The 22,625-nt window shown below is 73.8% G+C and carries 17 protein-coding genes; 9 read left to right on the forward strand and 8 right to left on the reverse strand.

Annotated features, from left to right (window positions below; all coding sequences use genetic code 11):
• The first annotated feature begins 98 nt into the window (after positions 1-98).
• From ACFRMQ_RS04870 to ACFRMQ_RS04895, 6 genes are all read left to right on the forward strand, one after another.
• Entirely contained in the window at positions 99-869 is a 771-nt protein-coding gene (locus ACFRMQ_RS04870; protein WP_380726962.1) for a dienelactone hydrolase family protein, read from the forward strand.
• Positions 870-913: 44 nt separating this feature from the next.
• Positions 914-1,630 (forward strand): TVP38/TMEM64 family protein, encoded by a 717-nt coding sequence (locus ACFRMQ_RS04875; protein ID WP_380726964.1) that lies wholly within the window; start codon positions 914-916, stop codon positions 1,628-1,630.
• Positions 1,631-1,760: 130 nt separating this feature from the next.
• Entirely contained in the window at positions 1,761-2,276 is a 516-nt protein-coding gene (locus tag ACFRMQ_RS04880; protein ID WP_380726966.1) for a DinB family protein, read from the forward strand.
• Positions 2,277-2,559: 283 nt separating this feature from the next.
• On the forward strand, positions 2,560-2,952 hold the full coding sequence (locus tag ACFRMQ_RS04885) for a cell division protein SepF (protein WP_380726968.1): 393 nt from the start codon (positions 2,560-2,562) through the stop codon (positions 2,950-2,952).
• Between the two features lie 163 nt (positions 2,953-3,115).
• Positions 3,116-3,727 carry a TetR/AcrR family transcriptional regulator gene (locus ACFRMQ_RS04890; RefSeq protein WP_380726970.1) on the forward strand — a complete coding sequence of 204 codons (612 nt, stop codon included), beginning with the start codon at positions 3,116-3,118 and terminating at the stop codon, positions 3,725-3,727.
• Positions 3,724-5,286: an MFS transporter gene (locus tag ACFRMQ_RS04895; protein ID WP_380726972.1), complete on the forward strand. Its 1,563-nt coding sequence runs from the start codon at positions 3,724-3,726 to the stop codon at positions 5,284-5,286. Before ACFRMQ_RS04890 ends, ACFRMQ_RS04895 begins: the two co-directional genes overlap by 4 nt.
• A gap of 72 nt (positions 5,287-5,358) precedes the next feature.
• Here the strand turns inward: ACFRMQ_RS04895 and ACFRMQ_RS04900 are convergent, their stop codons facing one another.
• From ACFRMQ_RS04900 to ACFRMQ_RS04935, 8 genes are all read right to left on the reverse strand, one after another.
• Positions 5,359-7,836, reverse strand: coding sequence for a SpoIIE family protein phosphatase (locus ACFRMQ_RS04900; RefSeq protein ID WP_380726974.1), 2,478 nt, complete (start codon positions 7,834-7,836; stop codon positions 5,359-5,361).
• A 148-nt stretch (positions 7,837-7,984) separates the two neighbouring features.
• On the reverse strand, positions 7,985-8,605 hold the full coding sequence (locus ACFRMQ_RS04905) for a TetR/AcrR family transcriptional regulator (RefSeq protein WP_380726976.1): 621 nt from the start codon (positions 8,603-8,605) through the stop codon (positions 7,985-7,987).
• Between the two features lie 107 nt (positions 8,606-8,712).
• Entirely contained in the window at positions 8,713-10,311 is a 1,599-nt protein-coding gene (locus tag ACFRMQ_RS04910) for a 4-coumarate--CoA ligase family protein (protein WP_380726978.1), read from the reverse strand.
• Positions 10,312-10,611: 300 nt separating this feature from the next.
• The gene (locus ACFRMQ_RS04915) at positions 10,612-11,784 is read right to left on the reverse strand and encodes an acyl-CoA dehydrogenase family protein (RefSeq protein WP_380726980.1); all 1,173 of its coding nucleotides are present in this window, start codon (positions 11,782-11,784) and stop codon (positions 10,612-10,614) included.
• 123 nt (positions 11,785-11,907) lie between these two features.
• On the reverse strand, positions 11,908-13,878 hold the full coding sequence (locus ACFRMQ_RS04920) for an acetyl/propionyl/methylcrotonyl-CoA carboxylase subunit alpha (protein ID WP_380726982.1): 1,971 nt from the start codon (positions 13,876-13,878) through the stop codon (positions 11,908-11,910).
• 8 nt (positions 13,879-13,886) lie between these two features.
• Positions 13,887-15,485, reverse strand: coding sequence for an acyl-CoA carboxylase subunit beta (locus ACFRMQ_RS04925; RefSeq protein WP_380726984.1), 1,599 nt, complete (start codon positions 15,483-15,485; stop codon positions 13,887-13,889).
• Positions 15,482-17,185 (reverse strand): acyclic terpene utilization AtuA family protein, encoded by a 1,704-nt coding sequence (locus ACFRMQ_RS04930; protein WP_380726985.1) that lies wholly within the window; start codon positions 17,183-17,185, stop codon positions 15,482-15,484. The genes ACFRMQ_RS04925 and ACFRMQ_RS04930 overlap by 4 nt, the downstream gene beginning before the upstream one ends.
• A gap of 278 nt (positions 17,186-17,463) precedes the next feature.
• A complete protein-coding gene (locus tag ACFRMQ_RS04935) occupies positions 17,464-17,841 on the reverse strand; it encodes a hypothetical protein (protein ID WP_380726987.1) in 378 nt (125 codons plus the stop codon).
• A gap of 353 nt (positions 17,842-18,194) precedes the next feature.
• Here ACFRMQ_RS04935 and ACFRMQ_RS04940 point away from each other — a divergent pair, with 353 nt between their 5' ends.
• From ACFRMQ_RS04940 to ACFRMQ_RS04950, 3 genes are all read left to right on the forward strand, one after another.
• Positions 18,195-19,424, forward strand: a complete 1,230-nt coding sequence (locus ACFRMQ_RS04940) for a C40 family peptidase (protein WP_380726989.1) — start codon at positions 18,195-18,197, stop codon at positions 19,422-19,424.
• 98 nt (positions 19,425-19,522) lie between these two features.
• Positions 19,523-19,936 carry a VOC family protein gene (locus ACFRMQ_RS04945; RefSeq protein WP_380726991.1) on the forward strand — a complete coding sequence of 138 codons (414 nt, stop codon included), beginning with the start codon at positions 19,523-19,525 and terminating at the stop codon, positions 19,934-19,936.
• A 217-nt stretch (positions 19,937-20,153) separates the two neighbouring features.
• Positions 20,154-22,544, forward strand: a complete 2,391-nt coding sequence (locus ACFRMQ_RS04950; RefSeq protein WP_380726993.1) for an ATP-binding cassette domain-containing protein — start codon at positions 20,154-20,156, stop codon at positions 22,542-22,544.
• The last annotated feature ends 81 nt before the right edge of the window (positions 22,545-22,625 follow it).

Consider the following 22,625-nt stretch of genomic DNA (forward strand, 5'->3'; position numbering starts at 1 on the left):
ATTTTGGTGAATTCCTGAGGGATTTCCCCGATAGAGTCCCGAACCGCCGGGCGCCGCCGCGCCCGGCGGTTTTCCGCACTCCGCGAGAGGGATTCCCCGTGTGCTACGACCCGGACGCCGCGCCGCCCGCCTTCAGCCCCGCCCCGTGGCCGTCGGCCGAGGCCACCCCCCTCACCCTGACCTCGGCCGACGGCACCGAATTCGGCGCCTTCCTGGCCCGCCCGGAGATCGCCACCGGCGCCGGCGTGCTCCTCCTGCCGGACAACAAGGGCCTTTCCGCGTTCTACCGGCAGACCGCCGCCCGACTCGCCGAACAGGGCCATCCGGCACTCGTCCTCGACTATTACGGGCGCACCGCCGGCGCCGATCCGGAAAAGCGTCCGGCGGAATTCGGCGAACTGCCGAACCTGCTCCCCCACCTGCTCGCGCTCACCCCCGAGGGGCTGGACGCCGACATCACCGCCGCACGGGACCGGCTGCGCGCCGCCGGGCCCGCCGAGGTGGTCGCGCTCGGCTTCTGCTTCGGCGGCCGGCAGGCCTTCCGCGCCGCCGCGCCGCGCTTCGGCCTGGCGGGCGCGGTCGGGTACTACGGCTACCCGGACACCCTCAACGGTGCCCCGGGGCCCACCCAGCTCGCCGCCGGGCTGACCGCCCCGGTCCTCGCCTTCTGGGGCGGCGCCGACGAGCACATCCCGGCCACCGCCGTCGAGGACTTCGACGCGGCGCTCACGGCGGCCGGCCTCCCGCACGAGTTCGTGACCTACCCGGGCGCGCCGCACAACTTCTTCGAACTCTCGGCGGCCGCGCACGCCGCCGCGGCCCGCGACTCCTGGCAGCGCCTGCTGGAATTCCTCGGACAGGCCGGCTGAACCCCCCGGCGGATCGTCCGTGGACACCCGCTAGGCTTCGCGCCGTGTCCGAGCCCGATGCCGCCACCGCGCCGCCCGCCGCGCCCCCGATACCCGCCGCCGCGCCACGGTCCCCCTGGTGGCGCTTCGCCCTGCTGGTGGCGCTGCTCGCGGCGACCGCCGCCTCACTGCTGCTGTGGAGCCCGACGGACCTGCTGAACGGCGGGCTGGCGGACCGGATGCCCTGGTACTGGTTCGGCCCGCTGTTCACCCTGGTCTACGCGGTGGGGACGCTCGCCTTCCTGCCCCGGCTGGCGCTGAACATGGCGGCCGGGCTGCTGCTCGGCATCAAGCTGGGCCTGGCGCTGGCGGTGCTCGGCAGCACCCTGGGCGCCGCCATGGCCTTCGCCCTCGGCCGGGGCCTGGGCCGCGAGGCGCTGCGCCCGTACCTGCGCGGGAAGGTGCTCGGCGCGCTGGACCAGCGGTTCACCGAGAAGGGCTTCCGCAGCGTCCTGGTGATGCGGGTGCTGCCCGGCATGCCGTTCCAGGCGGCCAACTTCGGGGCGGCCTTCTCCGGCACCCGCTTCCTGCCCTTCGTGCTCGCCACCGCGATCGGCGTGGTGCCGAACACCCTGGTGTACGTCACGGCGGCGGCCAGCGCCGGGCAGCCGGACTCGGCGGCCTTCCTGCTGTCGGCCGGGATGATCGCCCTGGTGGGGGTGGGCAGCGTGGTCGGGCTCTGGCGGGCGGCCAAGGCCCGCCGCCGGGTGATGGCGGGCTGAGCCCACTCGCCCGCCCCCGGAGCCTGGCCACACGGACCGGTGGAACGGACCGGTGGAACGGACCGGCGACACGGACCGGTGGAACAAAATGGTTCGCGTCCGCCCGTCACCGGCCGCCAGGATGGCGCGCATGAACGAACCGAACCCGCGGGTGGACCCTCCGATGGTGGCCGACGAGGCCACCACCCTCACCGGCTTCCTCGACTACCACCGCGACACCCTGGCCCAGAAGTGCGCGGGCCTGACGGACGACCAGCTGCGGCTGCGCTCCGTCCCGCCGTCCAACCTCTCGCTGCTGGGCCTGGTCCGGCACATGGCCGAGGTGGAGCAGTACTGGTTCCAGTCGGTGCTGCTCGGCCAGGAGATCCCCGAGGGGCACTTCTGGACCGAGGCGAACGAGGACGGCGACTTCGACGACATCGACACCGCCGACGTGGCGGCCGACTTCGCCGTCTGGCGCGCCGAGATCGAGGCCTCCCGGAGCGCGGCCGCCGGACTGCCGCTGGACACCGTCGGCAAGAAGCTCCGCCGGGGTGAACCGGTGACGCTGCGCTGGATCCTCGCCCACATGGTCGAGGAGTACGCCCGACACAACGGTCACGCGGATCTTCTGCGCGAATCGGTCGACGGCGCGACCGGCGAGTGAACCGCCGGGTGAAATCGTTTCCGCATTGTTGACAGATGGTCAATTACCGGTCCGACGCGACCGATAAGGTCAACGCGCGCAACCGTACGACGCCGTGTCGCGTCGCTGGAGGTGCCCGGGTCCGCCCGGGTTTCCGGCACGGCACGACTCGTACGGGGGTCGCGAGCGGGCACGGGACCGGTGAACAGTGCGATACTCGGACAGTTCCGACGAGTGGATGACGTGTCAAAAACGGACACGCGCCCCCGGGGGACCAGGACGGGACGAGGCAGGGAGGCGCGGCATGGGAGCACTTCGCGACGAGCACCACAACGGGTGGCTGATGCCCTCGGGTCACTACCCGGCCGCGGTGTACGACGACGAGTGGGTCGACCAGGAGACGGTTCCGTCCTCCCCGGCGCCCGCGAAGATCGTCTCCCTGCGGCCGACGGGCTTCGAGGCGGCGCGGACGGTCGGTGAGCACATCCGGGCGAGCATCCCGGTCGTCATGGACCTGACCGAGATGGAGGAGGCCGAGGCCAAGCGCATGGTCGACTTCGCCTCCGGACTGATCTTCGGCACCCAGGGCGGCATCGAGCGGATCGCCCGGCGGGTCTTCCTGCTGACGCCGGCCGACGTCGAAGTCATGGTGATCGACCGCCCGCTGGACGACACCGGCTTCTACAACCAGAGCTGAGCCGCCGCCGCTGCCGGGCAGCGGCACCCCGACACCCCCGACCGGGGACGGTGACCCACCGTCCCCGGTTTTCGCATGTCCGGACGCCGAGAACCCATGCATCAGATGAGACATCGCGAAAACGAATGAGACATCGATGTCTCATGTGAACTACACTCGCTTCATGGCCACCGATCGCGACACCGTCCTGGAAGCCGCCGTCGGCGTGCTCTCGCGCCGCCCGACCGCCCACCTGGACGAGATCGCCCGCGCCGCCGGCATCAGCCGCGCCACGCTGCACCGGCTCTTCCCGGGACGCGACGCGCTGATCCGCGAGGTCGGCCTGCTCGGACTGCACCGGTTCGCCACCGCGCTGGACACCGCCGGGGTCGACCAGGGCGACGCCGAGGGCGCGCTGCGCCGCCTGGCGGACGCCGCCGTCCCGGACGCCATGCTCTGCGCCTTCCTGGCCGGAGAGAACCAGCTCTACGCGCACGACGACATCAACGACCTCTGGGAGGTCCAGATCGCCCGGCTGCACGCGCTCTTCCTGCGCGGCCAGCAGCAGGGCGTGTTCCGCATCGAGCTGAGCGCCGCCTGGCTGAGCGAGGCCTTCTTCGACCTGGTGGCCGGCGTCGGCTGGTCCATCCAGGAGGGCCGGCTCGCCCCGCGCGACGCCGCCTTCTCGCTCACCGAACTGTTCCTCGGCGGCGCGCTGCGCAGACCGGACGCCGGCACCCCCGCTCCCCCCATCCACCGCACCTCCGACCACGGGCCGGACACCGATACGCCATGAACACCCTGACCGCCCGCCAGCGCTGGACCGGCCTCGCCGTCCTCGTCCTGGCCGTGACCGTCGTCGCCCTGGACGCGACCGTCCTCTCCCTCGCCATCCCGTCGATCAGCGAGACGCTGCGCCCCAGCGGCACCCAGCTGCTCTGGATCGGCGACTCCTACTCCTTCGTGCTGGCCGGACTGCTGGTCAGCATGGGCGCGCTGAGCGACCGGATCGGCCGCAAGAAGCTGCTGCTGGCCGGCTCCGCCGCCTTCGGCGCCGCCTCGCTGCTGGCCGCCTACGCGCCGAGCCCCGGCTGGCTGATCCTGGCCCGCGCGCTGCTCGGCGTGGCCGGCGCGACGATCATGCCCTCCACCCTCTCGCTGATCCGCGGCCTCTTCCCGGACGACCGGGAGCGGGCCACCGCGATCGGCATCTGGGGCGCCGCCGCCACGGCCGGTGCCGCGCTCGGGCCGGTGGTCGGCGGGGTGCTGCTGGAGCACTTCTGGTGGGGCTCGGTGTTCCTGATGAACATCCCGGTGCTGCTCCTGCTGCTGGTGTCCGGCGCCTGGCTGCTGCCGGAGTCCAAGGACCCGAAGCCGGGCCGCTGGGACCTGCTGAGCGTGCTGCTGTCGCTGGCCGGTGTGATCGGCCCGGTCTACGCGATCAAGGAGGCGGCCGCGCACGGCGTGGACCGCTGGGACGTGCCGGTCACCTTCCTGGCCGGCGGCGCCGCACTGTTCCTCTTCGTCCGCCGCCAGCTGCGGCTGGAGACCCCGCTGCTCGACGTCCGGCTCTTCCGCGACCGCCGGTTCACGGCGGCCGTCTCGGCCTCGCTGATCTCCCTGGTCGGACTCTCCGGCGTGATCTTCGTGGTCTCCCAGTACCTCCAGCTGGTCCGCGGCTACCAGCCGCTCCAGGCGGGCCTGGCCGAGCTGCCGGCCTTCGCGGGCTCGGTGGCCGGCGGTCTGCTGACCGCCCGGATCGCCCGGCGCTTCGGCGCCCGCAAGTCGCTGACGGTCTGCCTGCTGGCGATGGGCCTGGGCGTGGGCGCGCTCGGCTGGCTGGAGCAGGACACCACCTACCTGGTGCTGGCCGCCTCCTTCCTGCTGACCGGGACGGCCGAGGGCGTGGTCTACACCCTCGGCGCCGACCTGGTGCTGAGCGCCGCGCCCGCCGACAAGGCCGGTGCCGCCTCGGCGGTCTCGGAGACGGCGTACGAGCTGGGCACCGCGCTCGGCATCGCCCTGGTCGGCTCGGTGGTCGGCTCGATCTACGCGAACGGGCTGGCCGTCCCGGCCGGGACGGACCCGGCGGCGGCCGCCACGGCCGGCGAGTCGCTGGGCTCGGCCGTCGAGACGGCGCAGGGCCTGCCGGCCGAGCTGGCGCAGCCGCTGCTGGCGAGCGCCCGGACGGCCTTCGTCCACGGCATGAACAGCGCCGGACTGCTGGCCGCCGCCCTGCTGGCCGGAGCGGCCGTGATGACCTGGCGGCTGCTGCGCGGGCGCTCCACCCCGGCGGCCGACCCGGAGGGCGTCGGCACCGAGTCGCCCGTCCGGCCGAAGGCCGACGCGCGGTAGTCCGCGAGAACGGCCGCTTCCCCCTCGGGAAGCGGCCGTTCTCCGTTGCCGACCGCCCGTTCTCCGCGAGCCCTACGAGACCCCGAAGGGAAGTTCCAGCTCGGCCCAGACCACCTTGCCGTCCCGGGTGAGCCGGCTGCCCCAGCGCTGGGCCAGCTCGCTGACCAGGAACATCCCGCGCCCGCCCTCGTCCTGCTCGGCGAACGGGCGCAGTTGCGGGGTCTGCCCGCCGGCGTCGGAGACCTCGACGGTGAGCACCCGGTCGCGGAACAGCCGCAGCCGTCTCGGGGCGCCCGCGTGCAGCAGGGCGTTCGTGACCAGTTCGCTGACCAGCAGCTCGGCGTAGTCGGTGAGCCCCGCCAGGCCCCAGGCCTCCAGGGTGGCGCGGGTGAAGCGGCGGGCCTGGCCGGGTACCCGGCCGCCGCCGGTGAGCGGCAGGGTGGCGACCCGGCCGTCGGGCAGCGGCAGCACCCGGGCCATGATCATCGCGATGTCGTCCTCGGTGCCGTCGGTGACCAGCGCGCCGAGGACGGCGTCGCAGCTCTCCTCCAGGGTCCGCCCCGGGCCGGCCAGGGTGCGGGCCAGCAGGTCGATCCCGGCGTCCAGGTCCTGGCCGCGCCGCTCGACCAGGCCGTCCGTGTAGAGCGCGACCATGCCGCCCTCGGGGATGGTGAACTCGATCGACTCGAAGGCCACCCCGCCGACGCCCAGCGGCACCCCGGGCGGCACCTCGACCCTGGTGGCGGTGCCGTCGGGGGCGACCCGGACCGGCGGCAGGTGCCCGGCCGAGGCGACCTGGACGCTGCGCTCCAGCGGGTCGTACACCGCGCAGATGCAGGTGGCGAACTGGCCCTCGCCGATCCCCGAGGCGGTTTCGTCCAGTCGGGTGAGGACCTGCTCGGGCGGCATGTCGAGGGTGGCGAGGGTCCGGGCGACGGTGCGCAGCTGGCCCATCGTGGCGGCGGCCCGGATGCCGTGGCCCATCACGTCGCCGACCACCAGGGCGACCCGCCCGGAGGACAGCGGCACCACGTCGAACCAGTCGCCGCCGACCTCGCTGACCACGCTGCTGGGCAGGTACCGGTAGGCGATCTCCAGGCCGAGGGTGCGGTGCACCTCCTGCGGCAGCAGGCTGCGCTGGAGGGTGAGGGCGGTCTCCCGCTCGCGGCGGTAGAGCCGGGCGTTGTCGAGCGCGAGCGCGGTGCGGGCGACCAGTTCCTCGGCGAGGGCGAGGTCGGCGGCGGTGAACGGCTCGGGGTTGCGCATCCGGATGAACTCGGAGCCGCCGAGGACCATGCCGCGGGCGGTGATCGGCACCATCAGGTACGAGTGGATGCCCGCCGCCATCCCGGGGGCCACCCGGTCCTCGCTGGAGACCAGTCCGCGCAGCGCCTCCTCGTCCACGTGGGTGCGCAGCAGCGGCTTCCCGCTGCGCAGGCACTGGACGTAGCTGCGGTCGGGGCCGTACTCGGAGGTCTCGCCGACCACGTCGACGGCGTGCGCGAGGCCGGAGTCGTAGGACTCGCCGACGGCGACGGCGCGCAGCATGATGTCCCGGTCGGAGGGGATCGCGGTGGGTTCGGCCCCGCGCAGCACCGGTTCCAGCAGGTCGACGGTGGCGAAGTCGGCGAACCGGGGGACGACGGCCTCGATCAGTTCCTCGGCGGTGCGCTGGAGGTCGAGGGTGGTGCCGATCCGGGAGGTCGCCTCGGCGATGGTGGCCAGCCGCTCCTGGGCCCGGGCGGCGCGGGCCTCGGCCTGGAAGCGCTCGGTGACGTCGATGATCGAGGAACAGACCCCGAAGATCCGTCCGGTGGAGTCCTCCAGCCGGAAGTAGGAGGCGGACCAGGCGCGGTCCCGCTTGGGGTCCCCGGGCACCCGGCCGTGCGAGCGGGCGTCCACCACGGGTTTTCCGGTCTTCAGCACCTGGCGCATGATCTGTTCGATCTCGCTGCTGTTGATGCCGGGCAGGACGGCGGATATCCGGCGGCCGAGGTGGGCGGCGACCGGCACGCCGTTCATCCGGGCGAGCGCCTCGTTGATCCGCAGGTAGCGCAGGTCGGTGTCGTAGACGGCCATGCCGATCGGCGAGCGGGCGAAGATGCCGTCCAGCACCGCGAGGTCGGCCTCGACGGCGTGCAGGGCCCTGGTGTCGGAGGCGGTGGCGAGCAGCAGCAGGGTGCCGGCCGGGCCGGCGATCGGGTAGGTGCGGAACTCCAGGTCGACCTTGTGGCCGTCGCGGTGGCGCACCGGGAAGACGCCGGACCAGCCGGTGCCGCCCATGATCCGCTGGAACAGGCCGAGGACCTCGGCGCGGTCGGACTCGTCGGTGAGCAGCCGGGCGGCGTGGCTGCCGACGGCCTCCTCGGCGGAGTAGCCGAGCAGGGCCTCGGCGTCCTCGCTCCAGTGCAGGATGAGTCCGTCGTCCTGGAGCAGCGCCGTCGCGAGCGGGACCAGCCGATGGCCTTCGGGGCGTTCAGCCTCGGGACGTGTCAGGGCTCCGCCCCGTGCCAGGTCGGCGGCGGTCGCGTCCCACTCGTGTCCGTGCATGATCAGGCAGCACCCCGGTTCGGCTCGTGCCCGGCCGGGTGGGCCTCGCGGTCCGTGCCGGCCGGGATTCTTCTCCAGACTGCACGGACATCGGCCGCCCGGCGACCCCTTGGTCAGGGGGCGTCCGGCCGCTCCGGGTGTACGGGAGTCATGGGCGTACCGGGCGCAGCGTACTCTCCAGAACGCCTGCCCACTGCCTGATCACTCCGGAACGTCGGTGACTGTCGTCGGTGAGCAGGTTGGCGAGGCCCAGTCCGCGGGCGAGGTCCAGTGTGGCCTGCACGGATTCGCGGACGCCGGGGCGGTTCTGGTCGGCGTCCAGGAACTCCACGGCGGCCCGGTGGGCCTCCCGGCCGACGCGGCCCTCCAGGGCGATGATCCGTTCCCGAAGCGCCTCCTCGGTGGCCGCGGCGGTCCACAGGTGGAGGGCGGCGCGGAACAGCGGGCCGGTGTAGAGGCGGACGATCATGTCGACCACGGCGCGGGTGCGGTCGGGCCCGGCGGCCGGCAGGTCGTCCGCGTGGGCGCGGACGGCTGCCAACCGCTCGGCGGTGACGTGCTCGACGGCCGCGGTGAAGAGGTCCTCGCGGGTCGGGAAGTGGTGCTGGGCGGCGCCCCGGGAGACCCCGGCGCGCTCGGCGACGACGGCGACGGTGGAGCCGTGCCAGCCGAGCTCGGCCAGGCAGTCCACGGCCGCCGCGAGCAGCCGGGCCCTGGTGGCTCGGCTGCGGTCCTGCTGCGGGGTGCGGGCGGCGGGGTGGCTGGTCATGGCGGCGGGCGGTTCCTGTTCCGGTCGGGTCGCGGCGGCTCCGGGTCGGGGTGCGGCGGGACGATCCTCACAGACGGGTGCCGGTCCCGGGCCGCCGGGGCGGTCCCTCAGCGGACGGCGGTGCGCTCCGCCTCGCGGGCGCGCAGCTCGCGGCGGAGGATCTTGCCGGCCGCGGACTTGGGGACGGCCTCGACGAACTCCACCGCGCGGACCTTCTTGTAGGGGGCGACGTGGCCCGCGACGTACCCGGCGACCTCGTCCTCGGTCAGGGCGCTGCCCGGGGCGCGGACCACGAAGGCCTTGGGGCATTCGGTGCCCTCGGCGTCCGGGACGCCGATCACGGCGGCGTCGGTGATCTGCGGATGGCCGAGCAGGACGGCCTCCAGTTCGGCGGGGGCGACCTGGTAGCCCTTGTACTTGATCAGCTCCTTGACCCGGTCGACGATGTGCAGGTAGCCGCGTTCGTCCACGAAGCCGACGTCGCCGGTGTGCAGCCAGCCCTCGGCGTCGACCACCGCGGCGGTCTCGGAGGGTCGGCCGATGTAGCCCTTCATCACCTGGGGGCCGCGGATCAGCATCTCGCCGCGCTCGCCGGGCCCGAGGTCGCCGTCGGAGCCGTCCAGGGCGGCGATCCGCATCTCGGTGGAGGGGAGCATCCGGCCGAGGGAGCCGGGCGGGGGGTTGTCCTCGCGCGGGGAGACCACGTGGCTGACCGGGGAGAGTTCGGTCATGCCGTAGCCCTGGAGCAGGTGCGGCAGGCCGAGGCGGCGGGCGCAGGCGGTGGCGAGTTCGTGGTCGAGCGGGGCGGCGGCGCACAGCAGGTACTCGACGGTGGAGAGGTCGTACCGCTCCACGACCGGGTGCCGGGCCAGGGCGAGGGCGATCGGCGGGGCCACCACCAGGGCCTGTACCCGGTGTTCCTGGACGGTGCGGCAGAACTGTTCGAGGTCGAAGCGGGGCAGGATGACGACGGTGGCGCCGCAGCGCAGCGGCTGGTTGAGCAGCGCGGCCTGTCCGTAGATGTGGAAGAAGGGCAGGACGGCGAGCACCCGTTCGCCCTCGGCGGGGCGGTAGAGGGCGTCGCACTGGGCGAGGTTGGTGGAGATCGAGCGGTGGGTGAGCATCACGCCCTTGGGCAGGCCGGTGGTGCCGCTGGAGTACGGGAGGACGGCGATGTCCTCGGCCGGGTCGATGGCGACCTCGGGGGCGGGGCCGGGGGCGGCCAGCAGGTCGGCGAGCGAGCGGTGGCCCTCGGCGCCGTCCAGGACGATGATCTCGGTCGGCGGGTGGCCCTGTTCGGCGAGGAGTTCGGCGGCCGTACGGGCGGTCGGCAGGAAGTCGGCGACGGTGACGAGCCAGCGGGCGCCGCTGTCGCGCAGCTGGCGGGCCAGGTCGGCGGGCGTGGCCATCGAGGAGACCGTGGTGACGGTGGCACCGGCCCTGCTCACGCCGTAGTAGGCCATCGGGTAGGCGGTCGAGTTGGGGCTGAAGAGGGCGACGACGTCGCCGCGGCGCACGCCTGTGTCGGCCAGTCCGGCGGCCACCCGCTCGACGGAGGAGACGAGCCGGGCGTAGCTGACGGTCTCGCCGGTGAGGCCGTCGATCAGGGCCGGACGGTCGCCGTGCTCCGCCGCGGCGCCGAGCACCGCCTCGTGGATCGGCAGGTCGACCACGGGAACGTCGGGGAACTCGCTTCGGAACACCAAGGTGGGCCTCCAGTAAGGAAGTTGACGCTGCAACGAACCCGCGGGCAAATTCGGCGCGAGGGCGCTTTCAGGAGCATACGGACAGTCAGGGTGCTGGCTCCGCCATTGTGGGGAACCCGTGATGGGACAGGGGAGGCGCAGTCGCTCCCGGGGGGCGCCCGCGTGGAGGGCGCGCACCACCGCCACCCGCCCCGGGTGGCCTTCTCCGCCCCCGGGGCACTCACGCCGGACGCCCGTTCCCGCCCGAACTCCTCGCTCGCCCGTCCGAATTCCTCGCTCGCCCGTCCGACCGGCCGGAGGTCAGTACGACTTGGGCAGCCCCAGGGTGTGCTGGGCGACGTAGTTGAGCACCATCTCGCGGCTGACCGGGGCCACTCGGCCCACCCGGGTGGCGGCGAGCAGCGCGCCCAGTCCGTACTCCTGGGTCAGGCCGTTGCCGCCCAGGGTCTGCACCGCCTGGTCGACGGTGCGGGCGGCGGCCTCCCCGGCGGCGTACTTGGCCATGTTGGCGGCCTCCCCGGCGGCGGCGTCCTCGCCCGCGTCGTAGAGCAGCCCGGCCTTCTGGGTCATCAGCCGGGCCAGCTCGATCTCCACCGCGCACTGGGCGAGCGGGTGGGCCAGGCCCTGGTGGGCGCCGATCGGGGTGGACCAGACGGTGCGGGTCCTCGCGTACTCCACGGCCTTGCCGAGGGCCTGCCGGGCCAGGCCGAGCGAGAAGGCGGCGGTCAGGACCCGTTCGGGGTTGAGGCCGGCGAACAGCTGGAGCAGACCCGCGTCCTCGTCTCCGACCAGGGCGTCGGCGGGCAGCCGGACGTCGTCCAGGAACACCTGGAACTGCTTCTCCGGGGCGATGAGTTCCATCGGGATCGCCCGGTACTCGAAGCCGGCGGTCCCGCGCGGGACGACGAACAGGCAGGGCTTCAGCTTGCCGGTGCGGGCGTCCTCGGTACGGGCGACGAACAGCACCGCGTCCGAGTGGTCGATGCCGGAGACGAAGACCTTGCGGCCGGTCAGCAGCCAGTCCTCGCCGTCCCGCCGGGCGACGGTGGATATCCGGTGCGAGTTGGAGCCGGCGTCCGGCTCGGTGATGCCGAAGGCCATCGTGCGGCTGCCGTCGGCCAGGCCGGGCAGCCAGCGGCGCTTCTGCTCCTCGGTGCCGTAGCGGGCGATCACCGTGCCGCAGATCGCCGGGGAGACGATGAGCAGCAGCAGCGGGCAGCCGGCGGCGCCGAGTTCCTCCAGCACGATGGCCAGATCGGTGATGCCGCCGCCTCCGCCGCCGTACTCGGCGGGCAGGTTGACGCCGAGGTAGCCGGCCCGGCCGGCCTCCGCCCACAGTTCCTCGGCGGGCTCGCCGGCCCGGGCCTTGGCGAGGTAGTACGAGGAGCCGTAGCGGCGGCCGAGATCGCCGACGGCCCGGCGCAGGTCACGGCGTTCGGGGGTCTCCAGGAGCTGACTGCCGATGGTGGACATGCGGGTCCTTCCTCAGGCTTCGGTGGGTTCTCGGACCCACGCGGGGTTCCCGGGCCCACATGGGGTTCCCGGGCGCCGGTGCGGGCTCGGGCGTCGGCGGGCTCGCGGGCTCGGGCGCGGTTCTCAGGCCTCGGCGCGGTCCCGGGCACCGGCCGGCTCGCGGGCGTCGGCGGCCCCGGCGGGCCGGACGACAGCCAGCAGGGCGCCGGTCTCGACCTGACGGCCGGGGGCGGCGAGCAGTTCGACGAGGGTGCCGTCGGCGGGGGCGGCGACCCGGTGCTCCATCTTCATCGCCTCCAGCACCAGCAGCGGCTGCCCGGCGGCGACGGTGTCCCCCACGGCGGCCGCGACCCGGACGACGGTGCCCGGCATCGGGGCGAGCAGCGCGCCGGGGTCGGTGCGGACGACGGGGTCGGGGAAGCGCGGCAGGGCGGTGAGCGCGGCGCCGCCGTCGGGGGTGTCGACGTACACCCGGTCGCCGTACCGGGCGACCGGGTACGCCCGGCGCAGCCCGCCCTCGGACAGCACGACCCGGTCCGGCGCGGCCTCGACCAGTTCGACCCCCGGGTGGTCCTCGGCCAGCAGACCGGCCCGGGTGAGCCGGTAGCGGACCTCGGTCTCGGTGCCGTCGGCGTTCCGGTAGCGCTTGACCTGCGGTTGGGAGGGCAGGTTGCGCCAGCCGGAGGGGAAGGGGCTCCGGCGGGCGGCGGCGTCCGCGAGGGCGGCGGCCAGCGCGGCGCGTTCCACCGCGCCGGCAGCCGGGGCGGTGAGTCCGGCCGCGTGCTCGGCCAGGAAGCCGGTGTGCAGCCGGGCGGCCAGGAACGCCGGGTGGCGCAGCGCGCGGACCAGCAGTTCCCGGTTGGTGGCGGGGCCGTGGACGCGGGCGCGGGCGAGCGCGTCGGCGAGCCGGCGGGCGGCGGCGGCGCGGGTCGGCGCCCAGGCGATCACCTTGGCGAGCATCGCGTCGTAGTGCGGGGTGATCTCGTCGCCGGACGCCACCCCGGAGTCCAGCCGGAGCCCGGCGCCGGTGAACTCCTGGTGCGGGAGGGTGAGTTCGAGCCGGTGCAGGGTGCCGGTGGCGGGCCGCCAGTCGTGCGCGGGGTCCTCGGCGTAGAGCCGGGCCTCGATCGCGTGCCCGGTGGTCGGCGGCGGGGTTGGCGCGGGCAGCGGTTCCCCTTCGGCGACGGCGAGTTGGAGGGCGACCAGGTCCAGGCCGGTGACGGCCTCGGTGACCGGGTGTTCGACCTGGAGGCGGGTGTTCATCTCCAGGAAGAAGAACCGGCCGTCCTCGGCGAGCAGGAACTCGGCGGTGCCGGCGCCGGTGTAGCCGATGGCCCTGGCGGCGTCGCGGGCCGCCGTGTGCAGCCCGGCCCTGACCCCGGCCGGCAGACCGGGGGCCGGGGCCTCCTCGATCACTTTCTGGTGGCGCCGTTGCAGCGAGCAGTCCCGGTCGCCGACCGCCCAGACGGTCCCGTGGGCGTCGGCCAGCAGCTGGACCTCGACGTGCCGCCCGGCGGGCAGGTAGCGCTCGCAGAACACCTCGTCGGAGCCGAAGGCCTTGACGGCCTCGGCCCGGGCGGCCGCCACCGCGCCGGGCAGCTCCGCGAGGCCGCGCACGACGCGCATGCCGCGCCCGCCACCGCCCGCCGCGGCCTTGACCAGCACCGGCAGGTCGGCCTCGACGGGCTCGGCGAGGGCGTCGAGCACCGGCACCCCGGCCTCGGCCATCAGCCGCTTGGCGGCCGTCTTGGAGCCCATCGCGGCGATCGCGGCCGGCGGCGGGCCGACCCAGAGCAGCCCGGCGTCCCGCACGGCCCGCGCGAACTCGGCGCTCTCGGAGAGGAACCCGTACCCGGGGTGGACGGCGTCGGCCCCGGCGGCGAGCGCGGCCCGGACGATCAGGTCGGCGCGCAGGTAGGTGTCGGCGGGCGCGGCGCCGGGCAGCCGGACGGCGGTGTCGGCCTCGCGGACGTGCGGGGCCCCGGCGTCCGGGTCGGAGTGGACGGCGGTGGTCGCGATGCCCAGCTCCCGGCAGGTGCGGAAGACCCGGCGGGCGATCTCGCCCCGGTTGGCGACCAGCAGGTTGGTGATCATGTAGTCCCTCAGAATCGGAAGACGCCGTAGCCGCGCGCGCCCTCGACCGGCGCGTTGTGGACCGCGGACAGGCAGAGGCCGAGCACCGTGCGGGTGTCGCGCGGGTCGATCACCCCGTCGTCGTAGAGCCGGCCGGAGAGGAACACCGGCAGCGACTCCGCCTCGATCTGCTGCTCGACCATCGCCCGGATCGCCGCATCCGCGTCCTCGTCGTACGGCTGCCCCTTCGCCGCGGCGGACTGCCGGGCGACGATCGACAGCACCCCGGCGAGCTGCTGGGGGCCCATCACGGCGGACTTGGCGCTCGGCCAGGAGAACAGGAAGCGCGGCCGGTACGCCCGGCCGCACATCCCGTAGTGCCCGGCCCCGTACGAGGCGCCCATCAGCACCGACAGGTGCGGGACGGTGGAGTTGGCGACGGCGTTGATCATCATCGCGCCGTGTTTGATGATGCCGCCCTGCTCGTAGTCCTTGCCGACCATGTAGCCGGTGGTGTTGTGCAGGAACAGCAGCGGGGTGTTCCGCTGGTTGGCCAGCTGGATGAACTGGGCGGCCTTCTGGGACTCCTGGCTGAACAGCACGCCCTGGGCGTTGGCCAGGACGCCGACCGGATAGCCGTGCAGTCGGGCCCAGCCGGTGGCCAGGCTGGTGCCGTAGAGCGGCTTGAACTCGTCGAAGTCGGAGCCGTCGACGATCCGGGCGATCACCTCGCGCGGGTCGAAGGGCACCTTGAGGTCGCCGGGGACGATGCCCAGCAGTTCCTCCTCGGCGTACTTCGGGGCCTCGGCCAGCGGGTCCGGCCCCGGGCCTGGTTTGCGGTGGTCGAGCCGGGCGACGATCCGGCGGGCGATCCGCAGCGCGTCCGCCTCGTCCGCCGCGACGTGGTCGGCCAGGCCGGAGGTGCGGGCGTGCATCTCGGCGCCGCCCAGCGACTCGTCGTCGGCCTCCTCGCCGGTGGCCATCCGCACCAGCGGCGGGCCGCCGAGGAACACCTTGGCGCGCTCCTTGACCAGCACGGTGTGGTCGGACAGTCCCGGCACGTAGGCGCCGCCGGCCGTCGAGTTGCCGAACACCACGGCCACGGTGGGGATTCCGGCGGCGGACAGCCGGGTGAGGTCGCGGAACAGGGCGCCGCCGGGGATGAAGATCTCCTTCTGGCTGGGCAGGTCGGCGCCGCCGGACTCGACCAGGTTGACCAGCGGGAGGCGGTTGTCCAGCGCGATCTCGTTGGCGCGCAGGGCCTTGCGGAGGGTCCACGGATTGCTGGCGCCGCCGCGCACGGTCGGGTCGTTGGCGGTGATCACGCACTCGACGCCCTCGATCACCCCGATGCCGGTGACCAGGGCCGCGCCGACCGGGTGGTCGCTCCCCCAGGCGGCCAGCGGGGACAGCTCCAGGAACGGGGAGTCCTGGTCGACCAGCAGCTCGATCCGCTCGCGGGCCGGCAGCTTGCCGCGCCCGCGGTGGCGTTCCAGGTACCGGGGGCCGCCGCCCGCCAGCGCCTTGGCGTGCTCGGCGTCGAGCTCGGCGAGCTTGGCGGCCATCGCGGCGCGGTGCTCGGCGTGGTCGGGCCCGGCCGGGTCGACGCGGGTGGTCAGGACGGTCACAGCAGGGCCTCCGGGAGGTCGAGGTGGCGGGCACGCAGCCACTCCCCCAGGGCCTTGGCCTGCGGGTCGAAGCGGTGCCGGGCGGCGACGCCCTCGCCGAGCAGGCCGGCGATGGTGAAGTTGACCGCGCGCAGGTTCGGCAGCAGGTGCCGGGTGACGGGCAACTCGGCGGTCTCGGGCAGCAGTTCGCGCAGCCGGTCGACGGTGAGGGTGTGGGCCAGCCAGCGCCAGCCGTCCTCGGAGCGGGCCCAGACCCCGAGGTTGGCGTCCCCGCCCTTGTCGCCGCTGCGGGCGCCGGCCACCAGGCCGAGCGGGGCCCGGCGGGTGGGCCCGTCCGGCAGCGGCGCGGGCAGCTCCCGCTCGACGCGGCCCGGCCGGGAGGACACCGGGGCCGGCGGTACGGCGATCCGGCGGCCGTCCGGCAGCACGGCGGTGTGTCCGACGGCCTTCGCGTCGACGTGGGCGGCCTCGAACACGCCGTACGGCGCACCCGGTCCGGGCGGCGCGGTGAGGTGGAACCCCGGATATCCGGCCAGCCCCAACTCCACGGCGGCCTTGCCGAGTTCGCGCCCCACCTTGGCCGGGTCCGGGTCGCGGGCGGACAGCCGCAGCAGCGCGGAGGCGGCCTCCTCGGTCGGGGCGTCCGGGTGGTCGGTGCGGGCGAGGGTCCAGCGCAGTTCGGCCGGGCGGGCCTCCGGCCCCAGCGCCTCGGCGAACTGCCGCCGCACCAGCGCGGCCTTGGCCTCGATGTCCAGGCCGGTGAGGACGAACACCACCTCGTTGTGGTGGCCGCCGAGCCGGTTGAGACCGACCTTGAGGGTGGGGGGCGGGGCCTCGCCGCGCACCCCGTCGATCCGCACCCGGTCCTGCTCCTCCTCGGTGAGCCGGACGGTGTCCAGCCGGGCCGTGACGTCCGGGCCGAGGTAGTGCGGTCCGCCGGTCTCGTACAGGAGTTGGGCGGTGACGGTGCCGATGGTCACGGCGCCGCCGGTGCCCGGGTGCTTGGTGATCACGCTGGAGCCGTCGGCGCGCAGCTCGGCGAGCGGGAAGCCGGGGCGGGTGACGTCGTGCTCCCGGAAGAAGGCGTAGTTGCCGCCCGTCGCCTGCGCCCCGCACTCCAGTACGTGCCCGGCCACCACGGCCCCGGCCAGGGCGTCCAGGTCCTCGGCCGTCCACCCGAACCGGGCGATCGCGGGCCCGGCCACCAGCGCGGCGTCGGTGACCCGCCCGGTGACCACCACGTCCGCGCCCTCGGCCAGGCAGGCGGCGACGCCGAATCCGCCGAGATAGGCGTTCGCCGCCAACAGTCCTTCCGGCAGGCCGAGTTCCGCCCGGCGTGACAGCAGGTCGTCGCCCTCGACATGGGCGACGGCCGCCGCCACCCCCAGCCGCCGCGCCAGCCCGCGCAGCTCCTCGGCCAGCCGGCCGGGGTTGAGCCCGCCCGCGTTGACCACGATCCGCACGCCCCGTTCGCGGGCGAGGCCCAGGCACTCCTCCATCTGCCGCAGGAAGGTCCGGGCGTAGCCGAGCGACGGGTCTCTCAGCCGGTCCCGGGCGAGGATCAGCATCGTCAGCTCGGCCAGGTAGTCCCCGGTGAGCACGTCCAACGGCCCGCCGGTGAGCATCTCCCGCATCGCGGCGAACCGGTCCCCGTAGAAGCCCGAGGCGTTGCCGATCCGCAGCACCGCGCCGTCGTCCACCAATGCGCCTCCCCTGTCGGCGAGTTGGACGGCACCCTCGACGGGCTCCGCCGAGCAGCAGCGTGGCACCGGCCGGAGAAAAAAGCAATCATGCTTGCTTGTTTCTCTGCGGGACCCCACCATCGGGACCGGGGCGGGACGGTCGGCCACCGGACGCGCCGACCGGCCGACGTCCGGCGACGACGACGGCTGCGCCGAGTGCCCGGCGCGGGTGCGGTCGGCGAAGCGGCCGCCCGGCGGGCCACGGCCACAACCGGGCGAACCGCGGCCCGAGTCGGCTACCGGGTGATCCAGATCGCCGCGACTCCGCAGACGACGAGGGACACGAAGACCTGCGCCATCATGGCCGGAGGCCAGGTGTCGTCCTCCGACTCACCCCTCCGCTCCGCCTCCATCAGGCGCCGCGCGAACTTCCCCCGGTGGCCGATCATCCCCAGCGGGATGGACACCACCGCGAACGAGTACATGGCGAGCACCGCGGCCAGGTCCATGTGCTTCGCGAAGTAACCGCCGACACCGAAGACCGCCATCGCGGCCGGCGCCAGCGCCATCCTGATCCGGTACCCGGGGGTGGGCATTCCCGGCACCAGGACGGCCCAGAACACCGCCGTCGCCAGGACCGCCAGCCACCACCACGACACGACACCGAGCCCCAACGGATACACCGCACACCCCCACGTCCTGGCTGTGGAGCCGGCGTCGAACGCGGGGGCTCCACAGCGCCGCCCCGTCACGGCCCTTCGAACACGGCCGATCACCCACAGCCTAACGATCACCCGGCCGGCCGTTCGGGCGACCTGACGGGTCAGGGCGCCGGGGCCGGCCCCGGGAACGCCGTCACCGCCGTCACCGTCGACGCGGGCGGCGCGCTCCGGCCCCGTGGCCGGATGCCGTGAAGTTGCCGGTCGCCGGGGCCGAAGCCCGTCGACCGGCAACTACGGAGGCCGCGGCGGGTGTGTGTCGCACAACCATTGACCCGGAGTCAGCGGTTCCGGAAAGATCCGCGGTCATGACTACGCGCGTAAACCTTTTGTCAAGACGGCTGGTGGCACCGCTGCGCTGGGCCGCCCTGCTGTCGGTGCTGGTGTCGGTCGGCGTGTTCTTCGCCGGCGCCGAGCCGGCCCACGCGGCGCCCGCCTGCGGAGTGCTCTCCACCGGTGCGGCGAGCCAGGCGAACGCCGCCGTCCGATCCGCCTGCGGGCAGCTGGGCACCCCGTACTCGTGGGGCGGCGGCCACGGCTCGCAGCCCGGCCCGACGTACGGCCTCTGCGACTCCGCCAACGGCGCGCCCAACGACTGCAACGTCCGCGGCCTGGACTGCTCCGGCTTCGTCCGCTACGCCTACTCCCTGGCGGTCGGCGAGGACGTCATCAACGGCACCACGCGCACCCAGTGGCCGACCTCCCGGGCCGTCGCCCGCTACTACCGGGCGGACGGGACTGCGCCGCTGCTCCCCGGCGACCTGGTGTACTTCGGCAACACCGCCTCCACGATCCACCACGTCGCGATGTACCTCGGACAGGGCTACATCGTCGAGGCCCCGTACTCCGGCGGCTACGTCCAGGTGGCGCCGCTCTCCTCGCACGGCGACTACTACGGCGCCATCCGGCTCTACGGCCCCGGCAGCACCACCCCGACCCCGCCGACCACCCCGCCGCCGGCCAACAGCGGCCAGTACTGGGTGGACACCAACGCCACCGCCTCCGTGTACGGCTCCCCCACCTCCACCAACGCCACCGGGACGCTGTACCAGGGCACCAACTACGTCTACTGCAAGGCCTGGGGCCGTGAGGTCTCCAACGGCGGCAACTACAACCACTGGTGGCTGAAGACCGACCCGGACTCGGGCCCCGGCGGCCAGTGGGTGTCCGCCTTCTACCTGTCGCGCTGGGGCAACGACACGGCCAAGGCCAACGACGGCACGGTCATCCCCACCTGCGCGGGCGGCGGCACCCCGCCCGCCACCGGCAAGTACTGGGTGGACACCTTCGCCAACGCGAGCGTCTACTCCTCGCCGACCTCCGCCAACGCCACCGGGACGCTGTACCAGGGCACCAACTACGTCTACTGCAAGGCCTGGGGCCGTGAGGTCTCCAACGGCGGCAGCTACAACCACTGGTGGCTGAAGACCGACTCGGACGGCGGCCCGGCCGGCCAGTGGGTGTCCGCCTTCTACCTGTCGCGCTGGGGCAGCGACACGGCCAAGGACAACAACGGCACCACCATCCCCGACTGCTAGGTCCTGTCCGGTACCGACCGCCCCCGGACCGCCGCGCCGACCGAACCGATCAGGATTCGAGAAGCGCCCGGCCCGGGGGCGCGCCTAGCGTTGCGGTCATGAGCGACATCACCGTCCACTGGACTTTCCTCCCCCACACCGACCCCGAGGCCTCCCTCGCCTTCTACCGCGACCTGCTCGGCTTCGAGGTGCGCAGCGACGTCGGCGGCGGCCCGATGCGCTGGATCACCGTGGGCCCCGCCGACCAGCCCGACGTCTCCCTGGTGCTGGAGCCGGCCTCCGCCGACCCGGGCCGCACCGAGGAGGAGCAGCGGACCATCACCGAGATGATGGCCAAGGGCACCTACGCCCGGATCGTCCTCGGCACCCGTGACCTGGACGGCGTCTACGACCGGCTGAAGTCCGGCGGCGCCGAGCTGGTCCAGGAGCCGACCCTCCAGCCGTACGGCATCCGCGACTGCGCGTTCCGCGACCCGGCGGGCACCATGGTCCGCTTCAACGAGCTGCGCTGAACGCGCCGAGCACCGGCTCCCCCGCCCCTCAGGCCGCCGCCGGCCACCACCGGCCACCACCGCCGCACCCGAAACCGTTCGATCCCGCGCGGATCGATGGTTGGATCGAGGCGTTCGAGCACACCGACGGCGGCCGCACGGGCGGGCCCACCGGGCCGAGGAAGCACCGGGCCGACCGGGCCCCCGGACCGCCGAGAGCCAGGGAGCGAAGAGAACGATGCCCAAGCGGACGGACGTGCGGCCGCACGTCGCCGACAGCCACGACCTGATCCGCGTGCACGGCGCCCGCGAGAACAACCTCAAGGACGTCAGCGTCGACATCCCCAAGCGCCGGCTGACGGTGTTCACCGGCGTGTCCGGCTCGGGCAAGAGCTCGCTGGTCTTCGACACCATCGCCGCCGAGTCCCAGCGGCTGATCAACGAGACCTACAGCGCCTTCGTCCAGGGCTTCATGCCCACCCTGGCCCGCCCCGAGGTGGACGTCCTCGAAGGCCTGACCACCGCGATCATCGTCGACCAGCAGCGGATCGGCGCCGACCCGCGTTCCACCGTCGGCACCGCCACCGACGCCAACGCCATGCTGCGCATCCTGTTCAGCCGCCTCGGCACCCCGCACATCGGCTCCCCCAAGGCCTTCTCCTTCAACGTCCCCTCGATCAGCGGCGCCGGCGCCGTCACCGTCGAGCGCGGCGGCAGGACGGTCAAGGAGCGGCGCAGCTTCAGCGTCACCGGCGGCATGTGTCCGCGCTGCGAGGGCCGGGGCACCGTCTCGGACATCGACCTCACCCAGCTGTACGACGACAGCAAGTCGATCTCCGAGGGCGCGTTCACCATCCCCGGCTGGAAGACGGACAGCTGGTGGACGGTCGGTGTCTACGCCAACTCGGGCTTCCTCGACCCGGACAAGCCGATCCGGAAGTTCACCAAGAAGGAGATGTGGGACTTCCTGTACCGGGAGCCGACCAAGGTCAAGGTCAACGGCGTCAACCTCACCTACGAGGGCCTGATCCCCAAGATCCAGAAGTCCATGCTCTCCAAGGACAAGGACGCGCTGCAACCGCACATCCGGGCCTTCGTGGAGCGGGCCGTCACCTTCGCCGCCTGCCCCGACTGCGGCGGCACCCGGCTCAGCGAGGCGGCCCGCTCGTCGAGGATCGCCGGGACCAGCATCGCCGACGCCTGCGCGATGCAGATCAGCGACCTCGCCGCCTGGGTCGGCGACCTCGACGAGCCCTCGGTGGCGCCGCTGCTCGGCACCCTCCGGCAGGCCCTCGACTCCTTCGTGGAGATCGGTCTCGGCTACCTCTCGCTGGACCGCCCCACCGGCACCCTCTCCGGCGGCGAGGCGCAGCGCGTCAAGATGGTCCGCCACCTCGGCTCCTCGCTCACCGACACCACCTACGTCTTCGACGAGCCGACCACCGGCCTGCACCCGCACGACATCGACCGGATGAACCGGCTGCTGCTGCGCCTGCGGGACAAGGGCAACACGGTGCTGGTCGTGGAGCACAAGCCGCAGACCATCGCGATCGCCGACCACGTGGTCGACCTCGGCCCCGGGGCCGGCACGGCGGGCGGCGCGGTCTGCTACGAGGGCGGCGTCGAGGGGCTGCGGACCAGCGGCACGGTGACCGGCCGGCACCTGTCCGACCGTACGGCGCTGCGGGAGGACGTGCGCGAGCCGACCGGCGTGCTGGAGATCCGCGGCGCGAACACCCACAACCTGCGGGACGTGGACGTGGACGTCCCGCTCGGGGTGCTCACGGTGGTGACGGGGGTGGCCGGCTCGGGCAAGAGCTCGCTGATCCACGGCTCGCTGCGGCAGGAGCCGGGGGCCGCCGGCGAGGGCGTGGTCTCGGTCGACCAGGGTTCGATCAAGGGCTCCCGGCGCAGCAACCCGGCCACCTACACCGGGCTGCTGGAGCCGGTCCGCAAGGCCTTCGCCAAGGCCAACGGGGTGAAGCCGGCCCTGTTCAGCGCCAACTCGGAGGGCGCCTGCCCGACCTGCAACGGCGCCGGGGTGGTCTACACCGACCTGGCGATGATGGCCGGGGTGGCCACCACCTGCGAGGACTGCGAGGGCAAGCGCTACCAGCCGGCGGTGCTGGAGTACCGCCTGGGCGGGCGGGACATCGCCGAGGTGCTGGCCATGCCGGTGACAGAGGCGCTGGAGTTCTTCGGCTCGGGCGAGGCGAGGCTCCCGGCCGCGCACCGCGTCCTGGAGCGGCTGGCGGACGTCGGCCTCGGCTACCTGAACCTCGGCCAGCCGCTCACCACGCTCTCCGGCGGCGAGCGGCAGCGGCTCAGGCTGGCCACCCACATGGCGGACAAGGGCGGCGTCTACGTCCTGGACGAGCCGACCACCGGCCTGCACCTGGCCGACGTCGAGCAACTGCTCGGGCTGCTGGACCGGCTGGTCGAGTCCGGCAAGTCGGTCATCGTGATCGAGCACCACCCGGCGGTGATGGCGCACGCCGACTGGATCATCGACCTCGGCCCGGGGGCCGGGCACGACGGCGGCACGGTGGTCTTCGAGGGCACCCCGGCCGAACTGGTGGCCGCCCGCTCCACGCTGACCGGCGAGGCGCTGGCCCGGTACCTGGGCTGAGCCGTCCCGGGACCGCCCGGCCGGCCGGGGCGGGAACGGCGGCGCCTCCGCCGCCGGTGGGCACCGGTGGCGGAGGCGGCG

The organism is Kitasatospora sp. NPDC056783 (assembly GCF_042789895.1).
Classification (GTDB): domain Bacteria; phylum Actinomycetota; class Actinomycetes; order Streptomycetales; family Streptomycetaceae; genus Kitasatospora.

Excerpts from the sequence above, each read along its gene's own strand:
- ACFRMQ_RS04880 (WP_380726966.1), top strand. The coding sequence starts at position 1,761 with ATGAACGAACCGAACCCGCGGGTGGACCCTCCGATGGTGGCCGACGAG.
- ACFRMQ_RS04885 (WP_380726968.1), top strand. The coding sequence starts at position 2,560 with ATGGGAGCACTTCGCGACGAGCACCACAACGGGTGGCTGATGCCCTCG.
- ACFRMQ_RS04890 (WP_380726970.1), top strand. The coding sequence starts at position 3,116 with ATGGCCACCGATCGCGACACCGTCCTGGAAGCCGCCGTCGGCGTGCTC.
- ACFRMQ_RS04895 (WP_380726972.1), top strand. The coding sequence starts at position 3,724 with ATGAACACCCTGACCGCCCGCCAGCGCTGGACCGGCCTCGCCGTCCTC.
- ACFRMQ_RS04900 (WP_380726974.1), bottom strand. The coding sequence starts at position 7,836 with ATGCACGGACACGAGTGGGACGCGACCGCCGCCGACCTGGCACGGGGC.
- ACFRMQ_RS04905 (WP_380726976.1), bottom strand. The coding sequence starts at position 8,605 with ATGACCAGCCACCCCGCCGCCCGCACCCCGCAGCAGGACCGCAGCCGA.
- ACFRMQ_RS04915 (WP_380726980.1), bottom strand. The coding sequence starts at position 11,784 with ATGTCCACCATCGGCAGTCAGCTCCTGGAGACCCCCGAACGCCGTGAC.
- ACFRMQ_RS04920 (WP_380726982.1), bottom strand. The coding sequence starts at position 13,878 with ATGATCACCAACCTGCTGGTCGCCAACCGGGGCGAGATCGCCCGCCGG.
- ACFRMQ_RS04940 (WP_380726989.1), top strand. The coding sequence starts at position 18,195 with ATGACTACGCGCGTAAACCTTTTGTCAAGACGGCTGGTGGCACCGCTG.
- ACFRMQ_RS04945 (WP_380726991.1), top strand. The coding sequence starts at position 19,523 with ATGAGCGACATCACCGTCCACTGGACTTTCCTCCCCCACACCGACCCC.
- ACFRMQ_RS04950 (WP_380726993.1), top strand. The coding sequence starts at position 20,154 with ATGCCCAAGCGGACGGACGTGCGGCCGCACGTCGCCGACAGCCACGAC.